The sequence below is a fragment of the Microterricola viridarii genome (assembly GCF_900104895.1).
GTDB classification, from domain to species: domain Bacteria; phylum Actinomycetota; class Actinomycetes; order Actinomycetales; family Microbacteriaceae; genus Microterricola; species Microterricola viridarii.
The window spans coordinates 358,178-382,144 of record NZ_LT629742.1 but is presented as its reverse complement, the minus strand read 5'-3'; the positions used below and the strand labels follow the sequence as shown (position 1 = coordinate 382,144).

At 70.0% G+C, this 23,967-nt stretch carries 24 protein-coding genes; 12 read left to right on the top strand and 12 right to left on the bottom strand.

Annotation, left to right across the window (positions count from 1 at the left end):
- Window positions 1–6: 6 nt before the first annotated feature.
- Entirely contained in the window at window positions 7–444 is a 438-nt protein-coding gene (locus BLT62_RS01760) for an SRPBCC family protein (protein ID WP_083362514.1), read from the bottom strand.
- A gap of 181 nt (window positions 445–625) precedes the next feature.
- On the opposite strand from BLT62_RS01760, the gene BLT62_RS01755 reads away from it, so the two are divergent.
- From BLT62_RS01755 to BLT62_RS01740, 4 genes are read left to right on the top strand one after another with little or no spacing between them, the layout of a single operon-like run.
- On the top strand, window positions 626–982 hold the full coding sequence (locus BLT62_RS01755; RefSeq protein ID WP_083362513.1) for a PadR family transcriptional regulator: 357 nt from the start codon (window positions 626–628) through the stop codon (window positions 980–982).
- Between the two features lie 2 nt (window positions 983–984).
- Window positions 985–1,350 carry a DUF1048 domain-containing protein gene (locus BLT62_RS01750; protein ID WP_083362512.1) on the top strand — a complete coding sequence of 122 codons (366 nt, stop codon included), beginning with the start codon at window positions 985–987 and terminating at the stop codon, window positions 1,348–1,350.
- Window positions 1,351–1,374: 24 nt separating this feature from the next.
- The gene (locus tag BLT62_RS01745) at window positions 1,375–2,235 is read left to right on the top strand and encodes an ABC transporter ATP-binding protein (RefSeq protein WP_083362511.1); all 861 of its coding nucleotides are present in this window, start codon (window positions 1,375–1,377) and stop codon (window positions 2,233–2,235) included.
- Window positions 2,235–2,999, top strand: coding sequence for an ABC transporter permease (locus BLT62_RS01740; RefSeq protein WP_083362510.1), 765 nt, complete (start codon window positions 2,235–2,237; stop codon window positions 2,997–2,999). Before BLT62_RS01745 ends, BLT62_RS01740 begins: the two co-directional genes overlap by 1 nt.
- Before the next feature lie 72 nt (window positions 3,000–3,071).
- Here BLT62_RS01740 and BLT62_RS01735 read toward each other — a convergent pair whose 3' ends face one another.
- Window positions 3,072–4,337: a flavin-dependent oxidoreductase gene (locus BLT62_RS01735; RefSeq protein ID WP_083362509.1), complete on the bottom strand. Its 1,266-nt coding sequence runs from the start codon at window positions 4,335–4,337 to the stop codon at window positions 3,072–3,074.
- Between the two features lie 80 nt (window positions 4,338–4,417).
- Window positions 4,418–4,882: a MarR family winged helix-turn-helix transcriptional regulator gene (locus tag BLT62_RS01730; protein WP_172829605.1), complete on the bottom strand. Its 465-nt coding sequence runs from the start codon at window positions 4,880–4,882 to the stop codon at window positions 4,418–4,420.
- Window positions 4,883–5,096: 214 nt separating this feature from the next.
- Here BLT62_RS01730 and BLT62_RS01725 point away from each other — a divergent pair, with 214 nt between their 5' ends.
- Window positions 5,097–6,209, top strand: a complete 1,113-nt coding sequence (locus BLT62_RS01725; RefSeq protein ID WP_172829604.1) for a carboxylate-amine ligase — start codon at window positions 5,097–5,099, stop codon at window positions 6,207–6,209.
- A gap of 27 nt (window positions 6,210–6,236) precedes the next feature.
- On the opposite strand, the gene BLT62_RS01720 is transcribed toward BLT62_RS01725, so the two are convergent.
- The 3 genes from BLT62_RS01720 to BLT62_RS01710 all read right to left on the bottom strand — a co-directional run bounded on the left by BLT62_RS01720 (window position 6,237) and on the right by BLT62_RS01710 (window position 8,295).
- Complete coding sequence (locus BLT62_RS01720; protein ID WP_083362506.1) at window positions 6,237–6,452, bottom strand: CDGSH iron-sulfur domain-containing protein; 216 nt, start codon at window positions 6,450–6,452, stop codon at window positions 6,237–6,239.
- Window positions 6,449–7,543, bottom strand: coding sequence for an iron-containing redox enzyme family protein (locus BLT62_RS01715; RefSeq protein WP_083362505.1), 1,095 nt, complete (start codon window positions 7,541–7,543; stop codon window positions 6,449–6,451). Before BLT62_RS01715 ends, BLT62_RS01720 begins: the two co-directional genes overlap by 4 nt.
- 110 nt (window positions 7,544–7,653) lie before the next feature.
- The gene (locus BLT62_RS01710; protein WP_083362504.1) at window positions 7,654–8,295 is read right to left on the bottom strand and encodes a TetR family transcriptional regulator; all 642 of its coding nucleotides are present in this window, start codon (window positions 8,293–8,295) and stop codon (window positions 7,654–7,656) included.
- Between the two features lie 112 nt (window positions 8,296–8,407).
- On the opposite strand from BLT62_RS01710, the gene BLT62_RS01705 reads away from it, so the two are divergent.
- The gene (locus BLT62_RS01705) at window positions 8,408–9,193 is read left to right on the top strand and encodes an SDR family NAD(P)-dependent oxidoreductase (protein ID WP_083362503.1); all 786 of its coding nucleotides are present in this window, start codon (window positions 8,408–8,410) and stop codon (window positions 9,191–9,193) included.
- A gap of 84 nt (window positions 9,194–9,277) precedes the next feature.
- Here the strand turns inward: BLT62_RS01705 and BLT62_RS01700 are convergent, their stop codons facing one another.
- Both BLT62_RS01700 and BLT62_RS01695 read right to left on the bottom strand, forming a co-directional pair.
- Window positions 9,278–10,660, bottom strand: coding sequence for an FAD-dependent oxidoreductase (locus tag BLT62_RS01700; RefSeq protein WP_083362502.1), 1,383 nt, complete (start codon window positions 10,658–10,660; stop codon window positions 9,278–9,280).
- Window positions 10,661–10,703: 43 nt separating this feature from the next.
- Window positions 10,704–11,054, bottom strand: coding sequence for an ArsR/SmtB family transcription factor (locus tag BLT62_RS01695; protein ID WP_083362501.1), 351 nt, complete (start codon window positions 11,052–11,054; stop codon window positions 10,704–10,706).
- Between the two features lie 100 nt (window positions 11,055–11,154).
- Here BLT62_RS01695 and BLT62_RS01690 point away from each other — a divergent pair, with 100 nt between their 5' ends.
- Window positions 11,155–11,571 (top strand): arsenate reductase ArsC, encoded by a 417-nt coding sequence (locus BLT62_RS01690; protein WP_083362500.1) that lies wholly within the window; start codon window positions 11,155–11,157, stop codon window positions 11,569–11,571.
- A 190-nt stretch (window positions 11,572–11,761) separates the two neighbouring features.
- Here BLT62_RS01690 and BLT62_RS01685 read toward each other — a convergent pair whose 3' ends face one another.
- From BLT62_RS01685 to BLT62_RS01670, 4 genes are all read right to left on the bottom strand, one after another.
- A complete protein-coding gene (locus BLT62_RS01685; protein ID WP_083362499.1) occupies window positions 11,762–14,413 on the bottom strand; it encodes an alpha-L-rhamnosidase in 2,652 nt (883 codons plus the stop codon).
- A gap of 76 nt (window positions 14,414–14,489) precedes the next feature.
- Window positions 14,490–15,428: a carbohydrate ABC transporter permease gene (locus tag BLT62_RS01680; RefSeq protein ID WP_083362498.1), complete on the bottom strand. Its 939-nt coding sequence runs from the start codon at window positions 15,426–15,428 to the stop codon at window positions 14,490–14,492.
- A 4-nt stretch (window positions 15,429–15,432) separates the two neighbouring features.
- Window positions 15,433–16,317 (bottom strand): carbohydrate ABC transporter permease, encoded by an 885-nt coding sequence (locus tag BLT62_RS01675; RefSeq protein WP_083362497.1) that lies wholly within the window; start codon window positions 16,315–16,317, stop codon window positions 15,433–15,435.
- Window positions 16,318–16,402: 85 nt separating this feature from the next.
- Window positions 16,403–17,707, bottom strand: coding sequence for an ABC transporter substrate-binding protein (locus BLT62_RS01670; protein WP_083362496.1), 1,305 nt, complete (start codon window positions 17,705–17,707; stop codon window positions 16,403–16,405).
- Between the two features lie 180 nt (window positions 17,708–17,887).
- On the opposite strand from BLT62_RS01670, the gene BLT62_RS01665 reads away from it, so the two are divergent.
- From BLT62_RS01665 to BLT62_RS01645, 5 genes are all read left to right on the top strand, one after another.
- On the top strand, window positions 17,888–18,970 hold the full coding sequence (locus BLT62_RS01665; protein ID WP_083362495.1) for a LacI family DNA-binding transcriptional regulator: 1,083 nt from the start codon (window positions 17,888–17,890) through the stop codon (window positions 18,968–18,970).
- Window positions 18,967–19,842, top strand: a complete 876-nt coding sequence (locus BLT62_RS01660; RefSeq protein ID WP_083362494.1) for an aldo/keto reductase — start codon at window positions 18,967–18,969, stop codon at window positions 19,840–19,842. Before BLT62_RS01665 ends, BLT62_RS01660 begins: the two co-directional genes overlap by 4 nt.
- A gap of 9 nt (window positions 19,843–19,851) precedes the next feature.
- Window positions 19,852–20,343, top strand: coding sequence for a 2'-5' RNA ligase family protein (locus BLT62_RS01655; protein ID WP_083362493.1), 492 nt, complete (start codon window positions 19,852–19,854; stop codon window positions 20,341–20,343).
- Window positions 20,344–20,525: 182 nt separating this feature from the next.
- The gene (locus tag BLT62_RS01650; protein ID WP_083362492.1) at window positions 20,526–22,709 is read left to right on the top strand and encodes an MMPL family transporter; all 2,184 of its coding nucleotides are present in this window, start codon (window positions 20,526–20,528) and stop codon (window positions 22,707–22,709) included.
- The gene (locus BLT62_RS01645) at window positions 22,672–23,967 is read left to right on the top strand and encodes a sensor histidine kinase (protein WP_083362491.1); all 1,296 of its coding nucleotides are present in this window, start codon (window positions 22,672–22,674) and stop codon (window positions 23,965–23,967) included. The genes BLT62_RS01650 and BLT62_RS01645 overlap by 38 nt, the downstream gene beginning before the upstream one ends.

Sequence of the window (23,967 nt, the reverse complement as noted above, 5' to 3'; positions counted from 1 at the left end):
AGGCGGTCAGCCACCGGCCTCGACGTGGGCCTTCAGCGAGGTCATCATCCGCTCGCTCTCGGCGGCGGCCATGCGCACCAGCATCGGCTGCGCGAGGCGGAGGATGCCGTGCGTCGTCAGCTCACCGGTGCGGGTGAGACGTGTGCCCTGCCCGGCCGCACCCAGCTCGTAGCGGATGCGCGCGTCCAGGCTGCCGGACGCCGTGCGCTGGTGGAACTGCAGCGCACGAGCGGGCACGTCCTCGACGACCTCGCCGCGCATCCGGCCGACCATGGTCGAGTCCTCGTAGCGCGGCGACGGCCCGGACCGCGCCACCGGCGCCCTCGTGCCGCGATACACCGTGGAGTGCTTCAGCCAGCTCGGATAGGCGTCGAGCGCGCGGAGGACGGAGTAGACCCGCTCCGCCGGCGCCTCGATGTCGATGGTGTTCGTGATCCGGACCATGACCCCGTCTTACACCGCCCCGCCCCTCCCCACCAGCGCCCGCCGGGGCGGGCAGCACCGGCACGTCGCGCGCGCCGGCATCCGCCCAAAAAAGTTCACTATTCAGTGTTGCTATCTACCGGTACTCGTGCTTACTATGTACCGGTAGTCAGCAACACAGAGTAGATAGAGGGTGAGCCCGATGGGCAAGCAGATGACCGAGATGCTCAAGGGAACGCTTGAGGGCATCGTCCTGGCGACGCTGGCCGCACAGCCGGCGTACGGCTACGAGATCACGGCCCGGCTGCGCGATCAGGGATTCTCCGACATCGTCGAGGGCACCGTGTACGCCCTGCTGATCCGCATCGAGCAGCGCGGCCTCGTCGACGTCGAGAAGGTCCCGTCCGAGAAGGGCCCGCCCCGCAAGGTCTACTCGCTCAACGCACAGGGCGGCGAGTACCTCGCCGAGTTCTGGAAGAGCTGGGACTTCTTGGCCGCACGCATCGAACAGCTGCACCGGCACAGCGACAACTCACAGCACGATCACGAAGGAGAATGACCATGGCCGCAAAGTGGATCGAGACCCTCACGGGCTCGCTCGACCAGAAGAAGCAGTACAAGGCGTACAAGGCGCGCATCGAAGCCCTGCCCGAGCCCTACCGCGGCTCTGCGAAGGCGTTCGAGCGCTACTTCATGTACTACGGCGGCGTCACCGACGGCGACACCCTCATCACCATGGTCAGCGACTTCGCCGACCTGTGGGAGCGGGCATCCGTCGACGGCACCCCGGTGCGCGAGATTGTCGGCGATGACCCCGTCGGGTTCGCCGAGGACTTCGCCCGCGCCTACGACGGCAAGCAGTGGATCGACAAGGAGCGCAAGCGCCTGACCGATGCCATCGACCAGGCGACCGCCCAGCAGAAGTAGCGGCGCCGGGAACGGAGAAGTGACATGACCACGAACCAGGCCCTCGAACCCGCCATCCGGGTTCAGGGCATCGAGAAGTCATTCAAGGACCTGCAGGTGCTGCGGGGCGTCGACTTCGAGGTGAGGGCGGGCAGCATCTTCGCGCTGCTCGGCTCGAACGGCGCAGGCAAGACCACGCTGGTGCGCATCCTCTCGACGCTGCTGAAGGCGGATGCCGGCAGCGCCACCGTGCACGGCTTCGACGTCGCCGCGCAGCCCGCCGAGGTGCGGGAGTCGATCAGCCTGACCGGACAGTTCGCCGCGGTCGACGAGATCCTCTCCGGCCGGGAGAACCTCGTGCTGATCGCGCGGCTGCGCCACCTGAAGAACCCGGGTGCGATCGCAGACGAGCTGCTCGCCGCCTTCGCGCTCACCGATGCCGGCCACCGTAAGGCGGCGACCTACTCGGGCGGCATGCGCCGCCGGCTCGACATCGCGATGAGCCTGATCGGCAGCCCGCCGGTCATCTTCCTCGACGAGCCCACCACCGGTCTCGACCCGCAGGCGCGCATCGAGGTGTGGCAGACCATCCGGCGGCTCGCCGACAGCGGCACGACCGTGCTGCTGACCACGCAGTACCTCGACGAGGCCGAGCAGCTGGCCGACCGCATCGGCATCCTGCACCAGGGCACCATCATCCAGAACGGCACGCTGGCCGAGCTCAAGCGGCTGCTCCCGCCGGCGACCGTCGAGTACGTCGAGAAGCAGCCCTCCCTCGAGGACGTCTTCCTCGCCCTCGTCGGCGACACCGGCGAGACAGACACGGGCGACACAGACACGGGCGACGCCACCACGCACGCCCCCGAACGCACCGACGGATCGGTGCCTGCAGGAAAGGAACGCTGATGACCACCCAAGTGCTGAGCGACACCGGCACACTGACCGGCCGCTCGCTGCGCCACATCCTCCGCAGCCCCGACACGATCATCACCACGACCGTCACGCCGATCGCGCTGCTGCTGCTGTTCGTCTACGTGCTCGGCGGCGCCATCAACACCGGCTCCAGCGAGTCCTACGTCAACTACATGCTGCCCGGCATCCTGCTCATCACGATCGCCTCGGGCATCGCCTACACCGCCTACCGGCTGTTCCTCGACCTGCAGGGCGGCATCTTCGACCGCTTCCAGTCGATGCCGATCGCCCGCTCGAGCGTGCTCTGGGCGCACGTGCTCACCTCCCTCGCCGCGAACCTGGTCTCGGTGGCGGTCGTCATCGGGGTGGCGCTGCTCATGGGGTTCCGCACCGGGGCGTCTGTCGGCGACTGGCTTGCGGTCGCCGGCATCCTGGTGCTGTTCACCTTCGCGCTGACCTGGCTCGCCGTGATCGCCGGGCTCTCGGCGAAGACCGTCGACGGCGCGAGCGCGTTCAGCTACCCGCTGATCTTCCTGCCGTTCATCAGCTCGGCGTTCGTGCCCACCGAGTCGATGCCCGCCCCGGTCGCCTGGTTCGCCGAGAACCAGCCGGTGACCTCCATCGTGAACAGCCTCCGCGCGCTGTTCGCGCAGGAGCCGGTCGGCAGCGACATCTGGGTGGCCCTGGCCTGGCTGGTCGGCATCCTCGTGGTCGCCTACGCCGGCGCGATCGCCATCTACCGGCGCAAGATCAGCTAGACCCCGAGCCCAGCACACACCCCGCCGCCCGCGCCGTGCCCCGCACGTCGCGGGCGTCGTCAGCTGGAGTCGTCAGCGGGAGTCGGCGCCCGGCACCGACAGCGACGGCCGGAGGTTCAGCAGGTCGGGGTGGAAGCCCGCGGCCCGCTTGTACTCGGCCGCCACCGCCTCCAGCTCCTCCTGCGAGAGCACGTCGTGGATGTGCGCGAAGCCCTCCGGCGCCCGCTCGAACGCCATCTGCATGACCCGCTCCGGGCCGAGCTTGCGGTTGCTCTCGATCAGCCCGGCGGTGGCCGGCCGGCGCGCGCCCTCGTACGCGGCGAGCGCCTCGGCGACGGTCGGCTTCGTCGCGAGCTCGTGGGCGAGCGTGCGGGCGTCCAGGATCGCCTGCGAGGCCCCGTTCGAGCCGATCGGGTACATCGCGTGGGCGGCGTCGCCGACGAGGGTGGAGCGGCCGAACGACCACTGCGGCAGCGGGTCGCGGTCGACCATCGGGTACTCGAGGATCTCCTCGGAGGCCGCGATGAGCGCAGGCACGTCAAGCCAGTCGAAATCCCAGTCCGCGAACAGCTCGAGGATGGGCGCGGGGTCGACCGCCCGGTTCCAGTCGGCCGTCGCCACGGCGCCCTCCGGGGCCCGACGCTCGGCGATGAAATTGATCCGCGCCTCGGCGCCCGCGTCGCCCTCGCTCAGCGGGTAGGCCACGAACTTCTGCAGCCCGTCGCCGGCCATGATCATGGTGCGCCCACCCAGGTAGCCGGGAGCAGACGCGGTGCCGCGCCAGAGGGTCAGCCCGTTCCAGATCGGCTCGCCCTCGTTCGGGTAGTGCTGCCTGCGCAGGGCCGAGTGGATGCCGTCGGCGCCGACGATCAGCCCGGCCTCCACGGTCAGTTCCTCGCCGCCGTCGCGCCCGAACCGCGCCGTGTCGGTGTCGGCTCCGTGCTCGACGGAGAGCAGGCTGTGGCCGAGTCGCACGGCATCCGCGCCGAGCCGGTCGATGACGGCGTCGAGCAGCAGCATCTGCAGCTCGCCGCGGTGCAGCGAGACCTGCGGCCAGCGGTAGCCGGCGGCGACGCCTCGCGGCTCGCTCCAGATGAGCTGGCCGAAGCGGTTGAAGTAGGAGAGCTCGCGCGTGGCGACGCCGATCGCGGCCGCCTGCTCGCCGAGGCCGAGCTCGGTGAGCTCCCGCACGGCATGAGGAAGCAGGTTGATGCCGACGCCGAGCGGGCGGATCTGGCTCACCCGCTCGTAGATCTCGATGTCGCGGTGTCCGGCGGCGTGCAGGCTGAGCGCGCTCACCAGGCCACCGATCCCTGCGCCGGCAATGACGATCTTCATGCTTCTCCTCTTCGAGATTCGTGCGGTTAGTTTTGCAACAAAACTAAAAGCCGTCAACCTCGATCGGGAGATCCGGTGGGTCAGGCGTGCGCGCCCTCCGCGGCCGATACCTGTTCGAGGGCGCCCTGCAGCCGCTCCAGCGCGGGCAGCGCTGCGGCGAGCGCCGCGCGCTCGCCCGGGTCGATCAGCGCCAGCGCCTGCCCCAGAATCGCGCCGCTGGACTGGTCGAAGCGGCGGAGCAGCTCGAGCGCGGCGTTCGACGCGCGCACCTCGCTGCTGCGCCGATCATGCTCGGTGGGTGTGCGGGTGATGAGGCCGGCATCCGCCATGACGCCCAGCAGGTTGCTGATCGTCGAGGGCTTCAGTTGCAGCCGGGCGGCCAGCTCGCCGGGGCTCAGCGCGGACCCGGCCGGCAGGGCGCGCAGCACCTCGATCTGGGCGTCCGGGATGTCGGGGAGCCCGTCGGCCTGCCGCGCGGCGCGCAGCAGCGTGCGCTTGAGCGGTGAGATCACGCGGGTGAGGCGGGAGGGGTCGAGGGCGTCCACGGTTCCGAGCTTAGCCAGCCGAGGGCTTCGGGCCTCGGTGCGCGCTTGTCAAGCCCTTTACGCCCCCACGCCCGCTCGCATAGAACTGAGGCATGACGGATTCAGCACTCTCTGTACTCACCATCAACGCAACCCTGGCCCGCAATGCCGCCCACCTGGCGGGAGCGCTGCGCTCCAACGCCCTACCCGCCCGAAGACTCGGAGTGAGCGGGTCATGAGCACCGCGGCCAGCGAGACGGCGTTCGGCATCGAAGAGGAATTCATGTTCTTGAGTTCCGACCTTCTCCGGCCCATGGCCGCGGCGGAGGCCGCCAGACTCGAGCTGTTGCGCGATCCGGCAGTGGCCCGATACGTCGGCGCCGAGTTCCTTGCCTCACAGCTCGAGCACTCCTCGCCGGTGCTCGCCTCGCGGCAGCAGGCGTTCGAGGCGCTGAACGGGTTTCGGGAGCGCCTCGGCCGCATCGCAGAGTCGATGGGGGTGCTCGCTGCCGGCACGGGCGCGCCTTTCGACACCGACGGCTGGCCCGCCCCGACGCCGGGGCGGCGCTACGAGCGAATCCGCGAAAGCGTCCGCGCCGTCGCCGATGACCACCAGCTGAATGCCCTGCACGTGCATGTGAACGTGCCGTCCCGCGACGCCGGCGTGCACGCCCTGAACGGGGTCCGCCCGTGGATTCCCGTGCTGCTCGCACTCGGGTCGAACTCGCCGTTCTGGCATGGCCGCGACACCGGGTTCGCGAGCTGGCGGGCGCTTCTGGCCCGCCGCTGGGCGACATCCGGCTGCCCGCCCCACTTCCGCGATGCGGCGGACTACGACGCCCGCGCCGCCCGCATCGTCGACGTGGGCGCCTCGGTCGACCTCGCTTGCATCGCCTGGGATGCGCGGCTCTCCGAGCGCTTCCCCACGCTCGAATTGCGGGTGTTCGACGCCCAGCTCGACGCGGAATCGTCCGTGCTGCTGGCCATCCTCGCGCGCGCCCTCGTCGTCACCAGCCTGACCGCCGCTCCGCTTCCTCCAGCGCCGAGCGAGCTTCTCGCCGCGCAACTGTGGCTGGCGGCTCGCGACGGCCTGCACGGTCGCCTGGTCAACCCGGTGAGCGGGGAGCTGGATGCCGCGGCCGAGGTGGTGCGGGCGCTCCTGGAGCACGTGCAACCGGCGCTGCAGGCGCACGGCGACGGCGGCTTCGTGGAGGCGGCGCTCGCGCAGCGCCTGCGGGAGGGCACCGGCGCCGAACACCAACGCGCCGCGTTCCGAGCGGGCGGCGCCGTGAAGCTCTCAGCGCTGCTGCACCACTCGCTCGTGCAGGCCCCGCTCCCCACCCCCTGAGCGCCGCCAGGCCCGGATCGCCTGGTTCTATGTCGCGGTGCGGAAGTCCACGAGTTTGTGCGTCCCGTCGCAGAACGGCTTGATCGTCGAGACGCCGCAGCGGCAGAGTGCCACGGTGCGGCTGGTGTGCATCGACTGACCACCCTCTGGGTCGACGATCTCGATCGGCCCCCGCACGAGCAGCGGCCCGTTGGGGCATGCCACGATGAGCGTCTCCTCGTCCGGCTGCTCGGGGTGCGTCACAGCAGCACCTCCGCGGGCTCGCTCTCGGCGTCGCGCACGCGCAGCGAGCTCCGACCGTCTTGCCACGCCTCGAGAATGTGCTGCCCGGCCCAGCCGTCCACGGCCAGGCAGGCCGCCGCACCGAACAGGATGTCTCCGAGAAGCTCCGGCTCGTCTTCGGCGAGGGCCCCGGCAAGATCCCGCCCGGCGATCTGCTCGTGAATCGCGTCTGCCTCGACATGGATGTCGAAGTACCGCGTGGTCGCCTCGCCGTAGCCCAGCCGGCGGAATCCGTTGGAATTGAGCCGGCTCGGGATGGAGGACGTCATCTCAAAGGCGGCGAGGTGGCCGACGATCGCTCCCCGCAGGCGGCGGTTGAGGCCGAACATCGTCATCAGGTTGAGCGAGGCGAGCGTGATGGCCGGAACATCGTTGAGGTATGCCCCATAGCTGTCGTCGAGCCCGACCGAGCGCATGGTGGCGGCGTAGACGGCCGCATGCACATTGTTCGCGCGGCCCTGGCCGTACTCATCCGCCTGAATCTCGACGAGGGCGGCCTTGGCCCGCCCCGTCAGCCGAGGGATGGCCCAGGAGTGCGGGTCGGCCTCTTTCAGCGTGTACACAGAGCGCTGAATCAGGAACTCGCGCAGCTGCTCATCGGTGGCCTGCTTCGCAATGTAGCGGGAGAGGCTGGGCCCACTGTCTGGGGCGGTCATCGCGAACAGTGCGGCGGCGACATCCTCCTGCACGCTGGCCGGCGCCGGCGGGCAGGCCACCTGCGCACGCAGGGCGGCCTCGAATGCGCTCTCGATCTCGAGCCGGGCGCCGACGAGTGCCGGATGCCACTCCCATTCGTCGCCGCGCTCGATGACATCGCCGTAGTGCAGCGAGTAGAGCACGAACAGGCACAGCTGGATGTCCTCGTCGCGGACGAGATCGCTGCTTGCGGCGAGCGCGATGCTCGTCAGCTCGCTCAACTCGCCCAGTAGCGGCTCCGGGTTGGGCGCGTCAGAGGCGAGGAGGTTGAGCACGGCGCGGCTGAGGGAGCCCCGAGGCTGCACTGCGGGGAATGCTCTCTTCGTCGCCGGAGTTTCCGAGGTGAGTCTTTCCATAGACCCAGTCTTTGTGGGTCACTGCGCAGGCGCAATGGCTTGAGTTCTCGCCGTCGGTGGTCTAAGCGGCCCGGCCCGGTGGTCCCTGCGCCGGCGTGCGACGGGCCCGCTCAGCCGCCTGCGGCCGGCGGATGCAGCTGCACACCGCGGGTGAGATCGCGCAGCGCGCGACGCGCGAGGGCAGCAGGCGCGCCGGGGTCGAGCAGCGGGTCCTCGACCGTCGCGCACTCCTCGATGGCGATGCACATCGCGTCCGTGGCGGCCGCCGCGATCAGCCGCAGCGCGTAGGGGTCGGCCCCCGGGCCGGCCAGCGTCGCGATCACCTCGCGCAGCTGCACCTCTGATTCGCCGTTGACGCGGTACCAGACCAGACGCAGGGCAGCGTCATCCGCCGCCGCGTGCAGCAGGCCGAGCGTCCAGCGCAGCATCTCGAGGTCGTCATCGCTGCGCGGGGTGAGCACCTCGACGATGGTGCGCTCCAGGGCGTCGATCAGGTCTTCCTGCGGGCTCGCGGCGGCCAGCAGGGTGCGCCAGTGGCCGGCGCCCACCGTCAGCAGCGGCGCGACCGCGTCCTCCTTGGTGCGGAAGTAGCGGTAGAAGGTGCGCACCGCGATCCCGGCCTGCTGCGCGATCTCCTCGGCCGTCACCGCGTCGGCGCCCCGGTCGGCGAACAGGCGGGCGGCGGCTCGCGCGATCTCCAGCTGGGTCGCCGCCTTGCGGCGCTGGGTGAGGCTCGGCGGAGTGGAATCCATGTGAAGAGCGTACGCCGCCCATGCCACCTGTGCGTATCCTGCATTGCTGGCACGTTGTGCCAAGTTGGCGTAACGTGTAGCAGGACATCCCTTGAGTGAAAGGTCGCTAGACATGAACCGTTACATCGGACGCCGCGCCATCGTCACCGGCGGTGGCTCGGGCATCGGCCAGGCCACCGTGCTGCGCATGCTCGCAGAGGGCGGCAGCGTCGTCGCCGCCGACGTGAGCGAGAGCGGCCTCGCCGACACCGTGGCCAAGGCCGGCGACGCCGCCGAGCGCCTCAGCACCGTCGTCGTCAACATCGCCGACGAGGCATCCGTCAAGGCCGCGGTCGCGACCGCCGTCGAGGCCCTCGGCGGCCTGGACGTGCTCGTGAACGCCGCCGGCATCCTGCGCTCCTCGCACACCCACTCGACCACGCTCGAGGCCTTCCAGCAGGTCATCAACGTGAACCTGGTCGGCACCTTCCTGATGATCCGCGAGGCGATCCCCGCGCTGCTCGACGGCGACGGCTCGGCCGTGGTGAACTTCAGCTCGACCTCGTCGATGTTCGCGCACCCCTACATGGCGGCCTACGCGGCCAGCAAGGGCGGCGTGCAGTCGATGACGCACGCCCTCGCCTCCGAGTACGCCAAACAGGGCATTCGCTTCAACTCGGTGCAGCCCGGCTCGATCTCCTCCGGCATGACCGACGGCAGTGGCGAGAGCAAGCAGAGCCAGGGCCCCGGCCTGCCGGAGGATGCCGACTTCAGCCTGTTCATGAAGCTCACCCCCGCCATCGGCGAGGGCTTCGCCGGCCCCGAGTCGGTCGCGGGCGTTGTCGCCATGCTCGCCAGCTCGGACGGCGCCTTCATCACCGGCACCGAGGTGCGCATCGACGGCGGCACCCACTTCTAAGCCAGCACGCACTGTCGAGACGGCCCCTCCGCGTGTGCGGAGGGGCCGTTGTTCGTCGCCAGCGCGCGAGCGCCGTCACCGGCCTCAGCCGCAGCAACTCGCGGATGCCGCTGGGGTCGTTCCGCAGGAGCCGGACGCGCTGACATCCAGCAGCGGGAGCGTCCCCGCGGCGGTCGGGAGCGCTGTTGAGCAGACACCGGTATCCGGCAGAGTCAGCTGCACGAGCCGCGCCGCCTCACTGTTGCCGGCGAGCTCATCGGCGATGGAGCGCACCTGCTCGTACCCGGTGAGCAGCAGGAAGGTGGGCGCGCGGCCGTAGCTCTTCATGCCGGCGATGTAGAAGTTGGGCTCCGGGTGCGCGAGCTCGTCGACCCCGTGCGGGTAGACGGTGCCGCAGCTGTGCAGGTTCGGGTCGATGAGCGTGGCGAGGCGGGCGGGCGCCTCGACGATCTCGTCCAGGTGCAGGCGCACCTCGCGCAGCATGTCCAGGTTGGGGCGGAACCCGGTGGCGTTCACGACGATGTCGACCTCAATCGCGGCCTCCTCGCGCCGCCGACGCCCGATCGCTTCGACGCGGCCCTCCGCGGTCGGGCGCAGGTCGTCGATTTCGAACCGGTCGACGAGGGTGACCCTGCCCGAGCGCACGAGGTCGTGCACCATCGAGCCGAGCTGGCCGCGGGCCTCGAGCTCGTCGGCATCCGAACCGTACACCCGCACCGGGCTCACGGAGCGCACCGCCCAGGTGATGCTCGTTCCCGGCGCCTCGTCGGCGAGCTGGGCCAGCTTGAGCAGGGTGTTCGCGGCCGAGTGCCCGGCGCCCACGACGAGCGCGTGCTTGCCGGCGAAGCGGGCGCGCTCGACGCCGAGCACGTCGGGCAGCGCGTGGGTGATGTTCGCCTGCACCTCGGATGCCGCGGGCTGCAGCCCGCTCGAGAGCAGGCCGTTGGGGCTGGCATACGTGCCGGATGCGTCGATGACGGCGCGCGCCAGCTGCTCAGTGGTTCCGCCCGCGGTCTGCACGCGCAGCAGGAAGGGCGCCTTCGCCCGGCCGCTCGTGCGCGTGCGGTCCATCCCCTGCCGGGACACGGCAACGACAATGCTGCCGTAGCGGATGCGCGGCTCCAGCTCCGGGGTGGCCGCGAGCGGCAGGAGGTAGTCGTTGACGAGGTCGCGCCCGTAGGGCAGGCGCTTGGCCGAGGGGGCCTCCCAGCCGGCCGTGTCCAGCAGGCGTGCCGCGGCCTCGTCGACGAGGTACTCCCACGGCGAGAACAGGCGGGTGTGCCCCCACGATGCCACGGAGGCCCCGGCGGCCTCGCCGGCCTCGTAGACCACAACGTCGATGCCGCGCTCCAGGAGTTGGGCGGCGGCGGCCAGGCCGATGGGCCCCGCACCGATGACGGCCACCGGGAGGCCGGCGAGGCGGTCGAAGGAGGGCTTGGTGGCGAGGGGCAGATCGGCGATGCTCATGCAGGGTCTCCGTGGGAAGCGAGGGCGAGAAGAGTACGCGTCGTCAGATGGTGACGAGCAGGCGGCTGACCGAGTCGAGGGCGCCGGGCACCAGGCGGTAGTACGCCCAGAGGCCGCGCTTGGAGCGAGTCAGGAAGCCGGCCTCCACCAGAATTTTCAAGTGGTGTGAGACGGTCGGCTGCGACAGCCCAACGGGCTCGGTCAGGTCGCAGACGCAGGCCTCGCCGTCGACGTGGGCGGCGACCATCGAGAGCAGGCGGAGCCGCGTGGGGTCGGCCAACGCCTTGAGCGTGCTTGCCAGGGCGCCGGCATTCTCCGCACTGATGGACTCACGGGTCAGCGGTTCACAGCACGCGGTCACATCGGTGGCGGGGAGCAAATCGGTCAACGTCATGTGAACATCGTCTCAACTACATTGACAAACGTCAATATAGTTATCTACGATTCCAGCATCGCTCCCAGCCGGGATTCCCGCACAGAAAGCCGCACCCGCCATGCCAGACAAGCCCTCCGTCCTCTTCGTCTGCGTGCACAACGCCGGCCGCTCACAGATGGCCGCCGGATTCCTCAGCGCGCTGTCGGCCGGGCGCATCGACGTGCTTTCCGCCGGCTCGGAGCCAAAGGACGCGATCAACCCCGTCGCGGTCCAGGCGATGGCCGAGCTGGGCATCGACATCGCCGACAATCGACCGAAGGTGCTGACGACCGAGGCCGTCCGCGACTCGGACGTCGTCATCACCATGGGCTGCGGCGACGCCTGCCCCATCTTCCCCGGGAAGCGCTACGAGGACTGGGAGCTGGAGGACCCGGCCGGGCAGGGCATCGAGGCCGTGCGCCCGATTCGCGACGACATCCGGGCCCGCGTCGAGGCCCTGATTGCCGAGATCGCCCCGGAGGGGAACGCGGGCTGACGCCTCGCCTTCGCTGCGGACGCGGTGGGCCCCCGGATGTGATCAGCAAACTGGTAGATCTCGTCGGCGCCGCCGATGGGGTGCCTCGTCTCGACCTTTTCAGAGTCGAACAGTCCGATGTCCTTGTGCGACGAGTCGAAGTGGGGACGCGCAATCGGCCGACCCGGGCAGCGCCCGGGTCGGCCGCTGATCACACGAGCGCGGCCACCGCCGCGGCCGGTGCGGCGATCCGGTACTCGTGCACTCCGTGCGTGACGGTCTCCGTGACCTGCCCGAGCAGCTCGATGTCGGCCGTCACGCCCACCGGCACGACAACGCGCGCGGAGAACGAGTCGCCGTCCACCTGCCAGGAGACCTCGATGCGGCCGTAGGGCGACTCGTGGGCGGCCGAGGCGGAGTGGATCCTGGCGTCCGGCAGCGGGCGCACGCTGATGCGGCGGAATCCGGGCTCAGTCGAGCGGATGCCGCCGATCGTGGTGTGCATCCAGTCGGCCACGGCGCCCAGCGCGTAGTGGTTGAAGGACGTCATCCCGCCGGGGTTCACCGTGCCGTCTGGCATGAGGCTGTCCCAGCGCTCCCAGATCGTGGTGCCCCCCTGCTTGACGGTGTAGAGCCACGAGGGGCACTTGTCTTCGAACAAGAGGTCGTAGGCCGTGGCGACGTGGCCAGTGAGGGTGAGCGCCTCCGAGATCACCGGGGTGCCCGCGAAGCCGGTTGCGATGCGGTTGCCCGCCTCCCGCACGAGTTCGGCCAGTCGCGCGCCGGCGAAGCTGCGCTGCTCGGCGCTCGGCAGCAGATCGAACACGATCGCCAGCGAGTAGGCGGTCTGCGCGTCGCTCGTGAGCGCTCCGCTCGGCAGCACGTACTCGCCGACGAAGGCCGCGCGCACCGCAGTAGCGAGGCCGAAGTAGTGGGCGGCATCGTCGGCGAGGCCGAGCTCGGCGGCCGTCTCTGCGAGGCGCTTCGCGGACTCGGCGAAGTACGCCGTCGCCACCAGGTAGCGATCCGTCGTCGCATCCGCCGGATCGTGCGGGGGTGCGGCGGGGTCGAGCCAGTCGCCCAGCTGGAACCCCTCGTTCCACAGGTGGTCCTCGCCCGCCAGCTTGTCGATCAGGTCGACCCAGCGCTTGGCGCTGCCGTACTGCGTCGCGATGACGCCCCGGTCGGCGAAGCGCTCGAACAGCACCCACGGCGTGAGCACCGCGACGTCGCCCCACACCGCGCCGGGGCGGATCGGCGTCCACTCGGCGCCGCCCGGGATCACCGGCACGTACCACGGCACGGTTCCGTCATCCAGCTGCTCGGCCTCGACGTCGCGCAACCAGGAGCTGAGCAGTCCGGAGCAGTCGTAGAGGAAGGAGGCGGTCGGCGCGAACACCTGGATGTCCCCCGTCCAGCCGAGGCGCTCGTCACGCTGCGGGCAGTCTGTGGGGAGCCCGACGAAGTTGCCGCGCATGCCCCACACCACGTTCTCGTGCAGGCGATTGATGAGCGGGTCCGAGGTCTCCAGCCAGCCGGTGCGCTCCATGTCGGAGTGGTAGACCAGCGCTTCGACCATCGACGGGTCGAACTCCCCCGGCCAGCCGGTGATCTCGGCGTAGCGGAAGCCGTGGAACGTGAAGCGCGGCTCCCAGATCTCGGTGTCGGCGCCTGCCAGCGTGTAGCGGTCGGTCGCGAGGGCGCCACGGAGCGGCCTGGTGTAGATCTCGCCGTCCTGCATCACCTCGGCGTGGCGCAGCGTGACGGTTGCCCCGCGCTCCCCGGCGACCCGGATGCGGAGGCGGCCGACGAGGTTCTGGCCGAAGTCGAGCACGGTCGCCCCCGACGGCGAGGTCGACACGCTCACCGGGCGCAGCGTCTCGGTGCAGCGCACGGGAGGCCCCTGCGGCGCCACGATCGTCGCCGGGTCGCGCTTGGCGATCGCGACGGGGGTGAAGCCGGCGTCGTCGAAGCCGGGCTCCGACCAGCCGGCACGCTCCTCGCGGGCGTCGTAGTGCTCGCCGAAGTACAGGTTGGAGGCCAGGATCGGTCCGAAGCCCGCCGACCAGTCGGAGTCGGTGGCGACCACGGTGCGCCGGCCGTCGTGATGCGTCACCTCGAGCTGGGCGATCAACGAGATATCGCTGCCGTACAGGTTCGGGTAGCCGCCGTGGAAGCCGATCCGGCCGCGGTACCAGCCGTCGCCGAGCCATGCGCCGATCGCGTTGTCGCCGGCGGTGAGCGCCTCGGTCACGTCGTAGCTGCGGTAGGTGAGTCGCTGCCCGTAGACGGTCCAGTCGGGCGCGAGAGCGTCGCGGCCGATGCGGATGCCGTTGATCTCCACCTCGGCGAGCCCGTGGGCGGTCACGTAGAGACGCGCCGCGGCGATGTCATCGGGCAAGCTGAACTCTCGGCGCACGAGCGGAGGGCGGCGCTCGGCCTCCAGGTCTTCCGCCCAGGCCGGGCCGACCGGCACGGCAACCCAGTCAGCCGGATCGAGCAGGCCAGCCTCAACGGATGCCGCCTCACTCCAGTCGGTCCACAGACCACCCCCGTTGCGCACCCGCACGCGCACACTGGCGCTCTCGCGCGAGCTGAGCGCGGGGAACTGCCACGGCACCAGCACCTGCTCGGCGGAGTCGATGACCTCGCCGAGGGTGACGACGCCGGCCCTGGTCGTCTCGAGCTGGTAGCCGGTCTGGGTGAAGGGCGCGGCATCCGCATCGCCCGGTTCGATCCGTGTCTTCCAGGAGACACGCGGCGCGGCGACACCGATGCCGAGCGGCTCGGTGAGCTGCTCGAAGCGCGGCGCGGCCACCACGATGCTGCGGTCGATCGGGTCGGATGTGCGGGGTGTGGACATGGCGAGGCTCGCCTTTCTCCCGGCTCCGTCGTGGAGCCCGGTGTAACAGTTCAGAGTCGGTGCACTGCGGGCGGAATCAGCCCTTGACGGATCCGGCCGTGAGGCCCTTCATCACTCTCTGGTTGAGGGCGAGATAGATGACGAGCGTTCCAAACACGTTGATGCAGATCGCGGCGAACAGCGGGCCGTATTGCATCGCCCCGTACTCACCGGTGAAGTTCAACAATCCGACCTGGATCGTGCGCAACGACGAGCTGTTCGTGAATGTCAGCGCGATGAGCAGGTCGTTCCAGATGAAGAAGAACTGGACCAGGGCGATCGTGAAGATGCCGTTTCGCACCATGGGGAATCCGATGGTGAAGAAGGAGCGGATGATGCCGGCGCCGTCGAGCGTCGACGCCTCGAAGACCTCGCGGGGGATGGAGCGGAAGAAGGTCGCCATCATGAAGACCGTCAGCGGCAGCCCGATGCCGGTGTAGGTGATGATCAGCGGCCACAGCGAGCCAGAGAGCCCCGTCTGGAAGTAGACGGTGAACAGCGGCAGGAGGATCATCTGCCCGGGCACCATGATGCCGACGAGGAAGGCCAGGAGGACGCCGTTGCGCCCCTTCCACACCATGACCTCGAGCGCGAACCCGGCGGCCGTGCCCAGGAGGATGATGAGCGCGAGGGCCGGGAACACGGCCAGGACGCTGTTGCTCAGGTACTGCCCCATGTTGCCCGTGGTCCAGGCATCGATGTAGTTCTGCCAGTTGATCGTCTCCGGCAGTGCGAAGACCGAGCCGTTGACGAACTCATCGTTGGTCTTGAACGAGCTGAGCAGGAGCCAGATCAGGGGGTAGACGGTGATCACGAGGATGAACACCACGGCGAGGTTGAGCGGGATCTTCGCGAGCTTGGCGCGGATGCGGCCGGGCCGGCGGCCGCTGGGCCGGCTGTTGGGCCGACGGCGGCCGGAGGGCGGGAGGGGCGGAGCGGGCGGGGTGGCGTGTTCGGCCAGCGTGCTGGTGGTCATCGGCTCAGGCTTTCGTGAGGTCGCGGCGCGAGGAGCGGAAAATGAACACGGTCACGAGCAGGCAGACGATCGTGAGCAGCAGTGCGATCGTGCTGCCGTAGCCGTACTCGCCGTACGAGAAGGACGTCTGGAACATGTACAGCGTGAGCGGGCTGGTGGCGTTGCCCGGCCCGCCGTTCGTGAGGGCGATGATGGTGTCGAACACCTTGAGCGTGCCGTTGATGCTGAAGATGACGGCCGAGAGCAGCACGGGCAGCGAGAGCGGCAGGACGATGTGCCGCACGAGGCCCCAGCCTGTTGCGCCGTCGAGCCGGGCCGACTCCAGCGTGTCCTCCGGGATCTCCACGATGCCTGCGTAGAGCAGCACCCCGTAGAAGCCGATGGAGCGCCAGATGTCCATGATGGCGATCACGAGGAAGGCGTTCGCTCCGCTGCCGAACCAGTCAACGGACTCACCGCCGAAGGCGTTGATGATGCTGTTCACGACGCCCGTCTGCGGCGCGACCTCAAACAGCTTCTGGAACAGCAGCGCGACGGCGACCGTCGGCAGGACGACGGGGAAGAACACGAGGGTGCGCACGATGTTCGAGGACTTCTTCAGCACGAACACGTAGAGAAGCGACATCAGGTAGCCGATGAAGACCTGCCCGACCGTCACGACGAGCGCGTACTTGAGGGTGAAGAGAACGGCATCCCAGACCTTGGGATCGCCTGCCAGCCTCGTGAAGTTGTCGAAGCCGACGAAGGTGAACCCGATGATGGTGTTGCCCTCGAAGACCGTGTAGCCGAGAGACCACAACACGGGCACGAGCATCACGGCCGTGTAGACGAGGAGGGCGGGACCCAGGAGGATCGCGATCGCCCTCTTGTCTCCGAGGACATGTTTCATGGTTCACTCACTTGTTCCGGACGACGACGTCCATTGATGATGAAGGCGGGGGTGGCGGCCGGATGCCGGCCGCCACCCGCTCTTGCTAGCTGTCGAGATCCGCCTGCACGAGCTTCATGAACTCCTCGGCGCTGATCGCGCCGCTCACGAGCTGCGCCGCGTTGGTCTGGCTCGTCGTGGTGGCCTTGGTCGAGAACAGCGCCTCGAACCAGAGCACACTCGAGGTGGATTCACTGATGGTGGTCTGCACAACCTGAGTGAGCGGGTCGATGCCGCTCACCTCGCTGTTGGCCTTGAAGCCGGAGATCGTGCCCTGGTCCTTGAGCGCGGCGCTGCCGTAGTTCTCGGCGATGCAGCCGAGCCAGTCGGCGACCTTGTCGTCGTAGACCTTGGCGCTCATGGTGCTGGGCAGCCCCACATTGGCCGGGTACTCGTCGATGGATCCCTTGCCGCCCTCGACGGCGGGGAAGGGCATGAAGCCGACGTTGTCGGCGCCGATCTTGTTGCGCTCCGGGTCGTTCATCGACTCGAGGATCCAGCTGCCCATGTAGAACATGGCGGCCTTGCCGTTGAGGAACTGCGAGGCAGCGGTGTCGTAGTCGATCGATCCGACGCCCTGGCCGAAGTACCCGGCGGTTCCGAGATCTGCGATGGCCTGCGCCGCCGCCACGTACTCGGGGTCGGTGAGCTTGGCGTCGCCGTCGGCGACCTTCTGGAGCGCGTCGGCTCCGAGGTCACGGAAGAGGTAGTCGCCGACCAGGCGGGTCAGCGGCCAGCCCTGCTCGCCCGACGCGGAGAACGGGGTGACCCCGGTCTTTGCGATGGCCGCCGAGGCAGCTACCAGCTCGCTCCAGGTGGCGGGGACATCCACGCCGGCGTCGGCGAAGACCTGCTTGTTGTACCAGATGCCCTCGATGTTGTACTGGTAGGGAAGCACGTTGAACTTGCCGCCGTACAGCGACTTGATGGTGGAGATGGCGGCCGGCTCGATGTCGTCCAGCGCGCCGATCTCGGCGAGCGCCACCTCGAAGTCGACGACGTTGCCCGACTCATCGAGGGTCTTGGTGAGGGCGGGTGCGTTGCCCGCGGCGTACATCGCCGGCAGTGCGTTCTGCCCGGCGAGCAGCTGCAGCTTCTGGTCCAGGTTGGTCTGCGGAACGGTCTCAACCTTGAGCGGCAGTGCGGTGTTCTCCGCCTTGCACTGGTCTTCGCTGAGCGCCGTGATCTGACCCGGGATCATCGTGTTCTCCGAGTTGATCAGGTAGGTGAACGCGGTCGGGGCTGCCGCGTTGCCCGCGCCGCCGGCGCAGCCGGTGAGTACCAGGGCAAGAGCGCCCGCGCCCGCCAAGATCGGCGCCAGAGCGGCGTTCCGACTCATGTGTCGTGACATTGCAATTCCTCCTTGAATGCAGGCGCCGATGTGGGCCCGGTGCAGTTGATGCGCGTCAATTGATGCGCATCAAATGACGACGATATGTCCACTAGACTCGATTTGCAAGCTGAGCGATGTAACGATTCAATGCCGTGAGCGGCGGAGGGCACCGGCACCAATGCCGGTCAGGAGTGGACGATGACGTCAGTATCAAAAGCGCGGGGCGCTCAAACGGGCGACTCCCGGATGATGGACGTCGCGCTGCGCGCCGGAGTCTCGCACGGCACCGTGTCCAACTTCTTCAACCGCCCTCAGCTGCTGAGCGAGGCAACCCGGGAGAAGGTGGCTCAGGCCGTCGCTGATCTGGCGTTCGTGCCCAACGACGCCGCGCGCACTCTCGCCAAGGGCACGGGCAACACCATCGGGGTCGTGCTCGTCGACATCGGCAACTCCTTCTTCGTCGACATCGCCCGCGGCGTCGAGGCCGCAGCCGCCGAGTCCGCGCACAAGCTCCTGCTCGCCAACAGCGACGTCAACGCACAGAAGCAGGACGACTACCTCGAGCTCTTCGACGAGACGCGCGTGCGCGGCATCATCCTGGCGCCGCTGGACGGAGAGCAGGACGGTGCGGCGCGCGTGCGCAGCCACGGGCGCCCGGTCGTGTTCGTCAACTGGCCCGGGGAGGACGACGCCTCCTGCGGGGTGATCGTCGACGAGGAGCATGGCGGCTACCTGGCGGCGCGGCACCTGATTGAGCTGGGCAGGACCAAACTCCTCTTCGCCGGCGGGCCACTCACCCTGCACGCGGTGGCCGACAGGCTGAATGGCGTCCGTCGGGCGATCGACGAGGCCCCGGGAGTCACCCTCGAGGTGCTCGAGACGCACAGCCTCACGACCAGGGCCGGCCGTGTCCTCGGCCACGAGCTCGCGATCCGTCCGCCCGCCCGGCAGCCGGACGGGGTGGTCTGCGCGGCGGACTCGCTGGCCATCGGCTGCATCGAGCAGCTCGTCGGGGCCGGCATCCGTGTGCCGGAGGACATCGCGGTGACGGGCTACGACAACAACCACTACGGAGCGGAGAGCGCCGTTCCCGTGACCACCATCGCGCAGCCCGGCCACGAGATGGGCGTGATCGCGGCGGGGCTCCTCGCTGAAGAGGTCGGCGGCCTGCCAGGCCACACCCACCGCACCGTCATCCTCAAGCCGTCGCTCCTCGTGCGAAAGAGCACCGTGGCCAGCGCCGTTCCGGCAATCGCCGACGCGCCGGAGACCGCCAGGTGAGGTCGTCACCGCGCCGCATCGGCGATGTCGACGTCTCGTCGATCGCGCTCGGAACGGCCGGGCTCGTCTTCGACAATTCGCACAGCGCCGCATCTCGGGCTGCGGCGATCGGCGCGGCGATCGACGCCGGCATCACGGCCTTCGACACCGCGGCGGCGTACTCGTCCGCCGGGGAACCGCACTCCGGCGAGCGCATGCTGGGTGACCGGCTCCGGGCCGCCGGCGTTCTGGGATCGGTCGAAGTGATCACCAAGGGCGGCCACTCTCGCAGCGGCGACTCCTTCCCCATCGACGGGCGCCCGGAGAGCATCCATTCCCACTGCCGCGGGAGCCTTGCCGCCCTCGGGGTGGGGGTGATCGACCTGTACCTGCTGCATTGGCCAGACCCCGAGGTTCCGATCGAGGAATCGGTCGGCGCGATGCTCGAGCTGCAGCGCAGCGGACTCATCCGAGACATCGGCGTCTCCAATGTGAGCCTCGAGCAGCTGCAGCGGGCGCGCTCCGTCGCGCCGATCGCCGCGGTGGAGAACAAGTTCGCGCTCGACGGAACCCAGGACGAGATCCTCCTCGCCGCCGAGGCCGCTGGCATCGCCTACCTCGGCTACTCCCCCCTGGGAACCGTCCGGGAGTGGCCCCTCTTCGCCGCACGGCCAGAGGTCTCAGCGATCGCGGCGCAGCACGGCGCCGACCCACAGCAGCTCGTGATCGCGTGGTTGCTCGCGCGGAGCCCCAGCTTCATCGCCGTGAGCGGCGCGAGCAGGCCGACGACGATCAGGTCTGCCGCGGATGCCGGCGGGCTTGTGCTCTCGCCCGGGGAACTCGCCGCGCTCGGGGCCGCACTCAGCCGTCATCCGGCTCGGCCTGACGCCTAGAATCGGCGCATGTCCCGCCTCGTCATCGTGCTGCCGCTTGCCCCGCTCGCGGTGGGCGAGAGCTTCGCCGTGCACAGCTGGCCGCTGCACGTGACCGTGCTGCCTCCGTTCCTCACCACGGCGGAGCCGGAGCAGATCGCCCGCGCGCTCGCGGACGCCTCTGTCGGGCTGCCGGCGATCACCGCCACCGCCGGGGCCGACGAGCTGTTCGGCCGGCGGCACAACGTGCCGGTCACGGTGCTGGAGGAGAACCCCGAGCTGACCGCGCTGCACCGCGCCCTGCGCGCCGCCGTGCTCCCCTTCGCCACCGAGCCGGACGAACCCGCGTTCACCGGGCCGGGCTACCGCCCGCACGTCACCGTCAAGCAGGACCGCCGGGTGGAGCCCGGCCAACTGCTGACGCTCGGCCAGCTGGCCGTCGTCGACATGGCCCCGCGCGCGCACCCAGCCGGCCGCACCGTGCTGGCCACGCTGGACCTCGGCACACCCGCCGGCAGCTGACCCACCCCGCCCACCCAATCGAGAAGCAAGAAAACGCGCCAAACCGGGAGTTTTGGCACGTTTTCTGGGGAGTCGATGGTGCCTGAGCGGGGCGACCCGGCATCCGTCTCAACCAAAGGGTTGAGGAGGAGTTCAACCGGCCGCGCGATTCGCGAAATGCGGCCGGCTGGTGCACTGGAAGCATGTCTGATTCGCGTGTCCGTTCCTCTCTTCCCGAGCGCCTGACCTCACGCCGCGGCGCCTGGGTCTCACTCACCCTCGTGCTGCTCGCGATCGTGGCCCTGTTCGGCATGCTCAGCGGGGCCGAGGCCCCGGCGGGCGTGTCCGCGTCGCCCGCGAACTCCGAGTCGGCCCAGGTGAAGGCCCTCGCAGATCAGTTCGCCGGCAGCGACGAGGGCTCGGTGCTGATCGTCGCGACCCGCGATGACGGCGGCGCCCTGACGGATGCCGACATGGCGGCGCTGACCGCGCAGGTGCCCGGCATCGACGCCGTCACCGGCCACGAGGCCTCCCGCCCGTTCACGAGCGAGGACGGCCAGGCGGCCGTCATCCAGACCTCGATCACGCTCGGCGAGGACAACACGGCGACCGCCCAGACCGTGAAGGCGCTGCGCGCCGAGCTCGCCGACAACCCGATCCACGGCATCACCGCGCAGGTGACCGGCGGCTCGGCGTTCGGCGCCGACATCGCCGCCTCCTTCGAGGGCGCCGACTTCACCCTGCTGCTCGTGACCATCGGCATCGTCGCCCTGCTGCTGATCCTCACCTACCGCTCCCCCGTTCTGTGGCTGATCCCGCTCACGGTCGTGGCGATCGCCGACCGCGGCGCCAGCCTCGCCACGAACGCCGTCGGCACCGCGCTCGGCCTCGAGTTCGACGCCGGCATCATCAGCGTGCTCGTGTTCGGCGCCGGCACGAACTACGCCCTGCTGCTCATCTCGCGCTACCGCGAGGAGCTGCTGAAGACCGACGACCACCGCCGCGCCCTCGCCGCGGCCTGGCGCGGAACCGCCCCGGCCATCCTCGCCTCCAACGTCACCGTCGTGCTGGCCCTGCTGACCCTCGTCTTCGCCGTCATCCCCGGCACCCGCGGCCTCGGCATCTCCTCGGCCGTCGGCCTGCTGATCGCCCTCGCCGCCGTGCTCTTCGCGCTGCCGCCGCTGCTCGCCGTGTGCGGACGCCGCGTGTTCTGGCCCTTCGTCCCGCGCCCCAGCGCAGCCACCGCGGGGCAGAGCACCGCGGGCACGAGCGGCACCGCCACGGGCAGCACCCGCCCGGGCTTCTGGGGCGCGGTCGCCACCCGCGTCGTCGCCCGCCCCGTCGTGTCGCTCGTCGCCGGCGGCGCCCTGCTGGCCATCATGGCCACCGGCCTGTTCGGCACCTCGATCGGCCTGAACCAGACCGAGAAGTTCCGGGTCGCGTCCGAGTCCGCCGCCGGCCTCGAGACCCTTTCCGAGCACTTCCCCGCCGGGGAGTCGCAGCCGATGATCGTGATCGCCAACAGCGGGGCGATCGACGAGGTGCGCGCAGCCGCAGACATCCCCGGCGTCGTGCGGGTCACCCCGCTCGGCGAGTCTGAGGACGGCACGCTCGGCAAGCTGATGGTCACCGGCGAGCCCGGCCCTGGCACGCCGGAGAGCCTCGCCCTCGTCGAGGACCTGCGCACGGCCGTGCACGGCGTCGACGGGGCGGACGCCCTCGTCGGCGGCGCCGTGGCCGAGGACTTCGACGCCCGCGCCGGCAACGTGCAGGACCTCCTGCTGATCGCCCCGCTGGTGCTCGCGGTGAGCTTCCTCGTGCTGCTCCTGCTGCTGCGCTCGCTCGTCGCGCCGCTGCTGCTGCTCGTCGTCAACGTGTTCAGCGCCGTCGCCGCCATCGGCCTCGGAGCCTGGCTCAGCCGGGTGCTGTTCGGCCAGGACGCGCTCGACCTGCAGGTTCCGTTGCTCTCCTTCCTCTTCCTCGTCGCGCTGGGCATCGACTACACGATCTTCCTGGTGCACCGGGCTCGGAGCGAGGCCGCACTGCACGGCACCAAGCAGGGCATGGTGCGCGCCGTCGGGCGCACCGGAGGCGTGATCACCAGCGCCGGCATCGTGCTGGCCGGTGTCTTCGCGGCCCTCGGCATGCTGCCGCTGGTCACGCTCGGCCAGCTCGGCCTGATCGTCGGGCTCGGCGTGATCGTCGACACCCTGGTGGTGCGCACCGTGATCGTTCCCGCGATCTTCAGCCTGGTCGGCGATCGCATCTGGTGGCCGTCCCGCCCGCCGCAGGCACGCCGGGGTGTCGACAACGCCCCCGCCGACGCACCCGACGGGGGAGAATCGGAGCATGGCACGCACTCCGCTGACGCAGTCCTCACCCGGTAGCGCGGGTGCTCAGGACGCGCAGCGCACGCCGCGCGCCCTGAGCACCACCATCCGCTCGATGCAGATCGGCCTGCACCTGATCACGGCGGCGCTCATCGTCGTGGCGGCGACGCGGGCCGCCGTCGACGCCGTGCCGCTCGCGCCGGTGCTGACCGGGGCGCTCGCCTTCGCCGGCTGGTACGCCGGCGGCATCCTGCTGGCCGGCCGCGTGCAGGGCCGCCACGTCGGCGGCTGGTGGCTGGCCGGGCTCGCCCTCATCTGGGTGGGGGCCGTCGCGGCGTCCGCCGAGTTCATCTGGCTGGCGTTCCCGCTCTGGCTGCTCGCGGGCTACGTGCTGCGCCTGCGCTGGGCGATCCCGTTCTCCGTCGCGATCTTCGCGGTGGTGACGGTGGCGCCGATCCTGCAGTTCGGCAGCACCAACTACGCCACCATCATCGGGCCGCTGCTCGGCGGCACCTTCGCGCTCAGCATCTCCCGCGGCTATGTCGAGCTGGTCAACGACCTGCGCGAGCGCCAGCGCCTGGTGGCCTCGCTCGTGCAGGCGCAGCAGGAGATGGCCGCGCTGCAGGAGGAGCTCGCCCAGACCCAGCGGCTCGCTGGCGCCAAGGCCGAGCGCACCCGCATCTCGCGCGACATCCACGACACCATCGCCCAGGGCTTCTCCTCCATCTCGCTGCTGGCGACGGGCGCCCTCGAGAGCGCACAGAACGAGAACGGGCAGGGCGAGCGGATGCCGCGCACGCTGGCCCAGATCGACGCCATCGCCCGCGACAACCTCGTCGACGTGCGCCGCATCGTCGCCGCCCTGGCGCCGTCCGAGCTCGAGGAGGTCGCCCTGGCCGGGGCGCTCCGGCGCATGCTCGACCGGCTCACCGAGGAGAGCGGGATCGTGACGGAGCTGCGCGTCGACGACGGCCTGCCGGCGCTGCCCACCACCGTGGAGGTCGCCCTGCTGCGCACGGCGCAGTCGGCGCTGGCCAATGTGCGCCAGCACGCCGAGGCCAGCCGCGTGGTGGTGAACCTGGCGGATGCCGGCGACTCGGTGCGCCTGGACATCGTCGACGACGGCCGCGGCTTCGACGCCCGCGCCTGGGACGCGGGGGCCGGCACCTCCGCGGGCGGCGGCTACGGCCTGCACTCGATGCGGGCCAGGCTCCGCGAGCTGGGCGGCGGGCTCGACGTGGAGAGCGCCCCGGGAGAGGGCGCCGCGCTCTCGGCCCACGTGCCGCTCGCGCGCGGCCTGAAGGCGGAGGGCTAG

What these genes read in the sequence shown, in the direction of transcription:
- BLT62_RS01665 (WP_083362495.1), top strand. Translation starts at nt 17,888, where the DNA reads ATGACGTCAGTATCAAAAGCGCGGGGCGCTCAAACGGGCGACTCCCGG.
- BLT62_RS01740 (WP_083362510.1), top strand. Translation starts at nt 2,235, where the DNA reads ATGACCACCCAAGTGCTGAGCGACACCGGCACACTGACCGGCCGCTCG.
- BLT62_RS01750 (WP_083362512.1), top strand. Translation starts at nt 985, where the DNA reads ATGGCCGCAAAGTGGATCGAGACCCTCACGGGCTCGCTCGACCAGAAG.
- BLT62_RS01735 (WP_083362509.1), bottom strand. Translation starts at nt 4,337, where the DNA reads ATGAAGATCGTCATTGCCGGCGCAGGGATCGGTGGCCTGGTGAGCGCG.
- BLT62_RS01700 (WP_083362502.1), bottom strand. Translation starts at nt 10,660, where the DNA reads ATGAGCATCGCCGATCTGCCCCTCGCCACCAAGCCCTCCTTCGACCGC.
- BLT62_RS01705 (WP_083362503.1), top strand. Translation starts at nt 8,408, where the DNA reads ATGAACCGTTACATCGGACGCCGCGCCATCGTCACCGGCGGTGGCTCG.
- BLT62_RS01710 (WP_083362504.1), bottom strand. Translation starts at nt 8,295, where the DNA reads ATGGATTCCACTCCGCCGAGCCTCACCCAGCGCCGCAAGGCGGCGACC.
- BLT62_RS01680 (WP_083362498.1), bottom strand. Translation starts at nt 15,428, where the DNA reads ATGACCACCAGCACGCTGGCCGAACACGCCACCCCGCCCGCTCCGCCC.
- BLT62_RS01690 (WP_083362500.1), top strand. Translation starts at nt 11,155, where the DNA reads ATGCCAGACAAGCCCTCCGTCCTCTTCGTCTGCGTGCACAACGCCGGC.
- BLT62_RS01650 (WP_083362492.1), top strand. Translation starts at nt 20,526, where the DNA reads ATGTCTGATTCGCGTGTCCGTTCCTCTCTTCCCGAGCGCCTGACCTCA.
- BLT62_RS01745 (WP_083362511.1), top strand. Translation starts at nt 1,375, where the DNA reads ATGACCACGAACCAGGCCCTCGAACCCGCCATCCGGGTTCAGGGCATC.
- BLT62_RS01675 (WP_083362497.1), bottom strand. Translation starts at nt 16,317, where the DNA reads ATGAAACATGTCCTCGGAGACAAGAGGGCGATCGCGATCCTCCTGGGT.
- BLT62_RS01755 (WP_083362513.1), top strand. Translation starts at nt 626, where the DNA reads ATGGGCAAGCAGATGACCGAGATGCTCAAGGGAACGCTTGAGGGCATC.
- BLT62_RS01670 (WP_083362496.1), bottom strand. Translation starts at nt 17,707, where the DNA reads ATGTCACGACACATGAGTCGGAACGCCGCTCTGGCGCCGATCTTGGCG.
- BLT62_RS01760 (WP_083362514.1), bottom strand. Translation starts at nt 444, where the DNA reads ATGGTCCGGATCACGAACACCATCGACATCGAGGCGCCGGCGGAGCGG.
- BLT62_RS01645 (WP_083362491.1), top strand. Translation starts at nt 22,672, where the DNA reads ATGGCACGCACTCCGCTGACGCAGTCCTCACCCGGTAGCGCGGGTGCT.
- BLT62_RS01695 (WP_083362501.1), bottom strand. Translation starts at nt 11,054, where the DNA reads ATGACGTTGACCGATTTGCTCCCCGCCACCGATGTGACCGCGTGCTGT.
- BLT62_RS01715 (WP_083362505.1), bottom strand. Translation starts at nt 7,543, where the DNA reads ATGGAAAGACTCACCTCGGAAACTCCGGCGACGAAGAGAGCATTCCCC.
- BLT62_RS01685 (WP_083362499.1), bottom strand. Translation starts at nt 14,413, where the DNA reads ATGTCCACACCCCGCACATCCGACCCGATCGACCGCAGCATCGTGGTG.
- BLT62_RS01725 (WP_172829604.1), top strand. Translation starts at nt 5,097, where the DNA reads ATGAGCACCGCGGCCAGCGAGACGGCGTTCGGCATCGAAGAGGAATTC.
- BLT62_RS01655 (WP_083362493.1), top strand. Translation starts at nt 19,852, where the DNA reads ATGTCCCGCCTCGTCATCGTGCTGCCGCTTGCCCCGCTCGCGGTGGGC.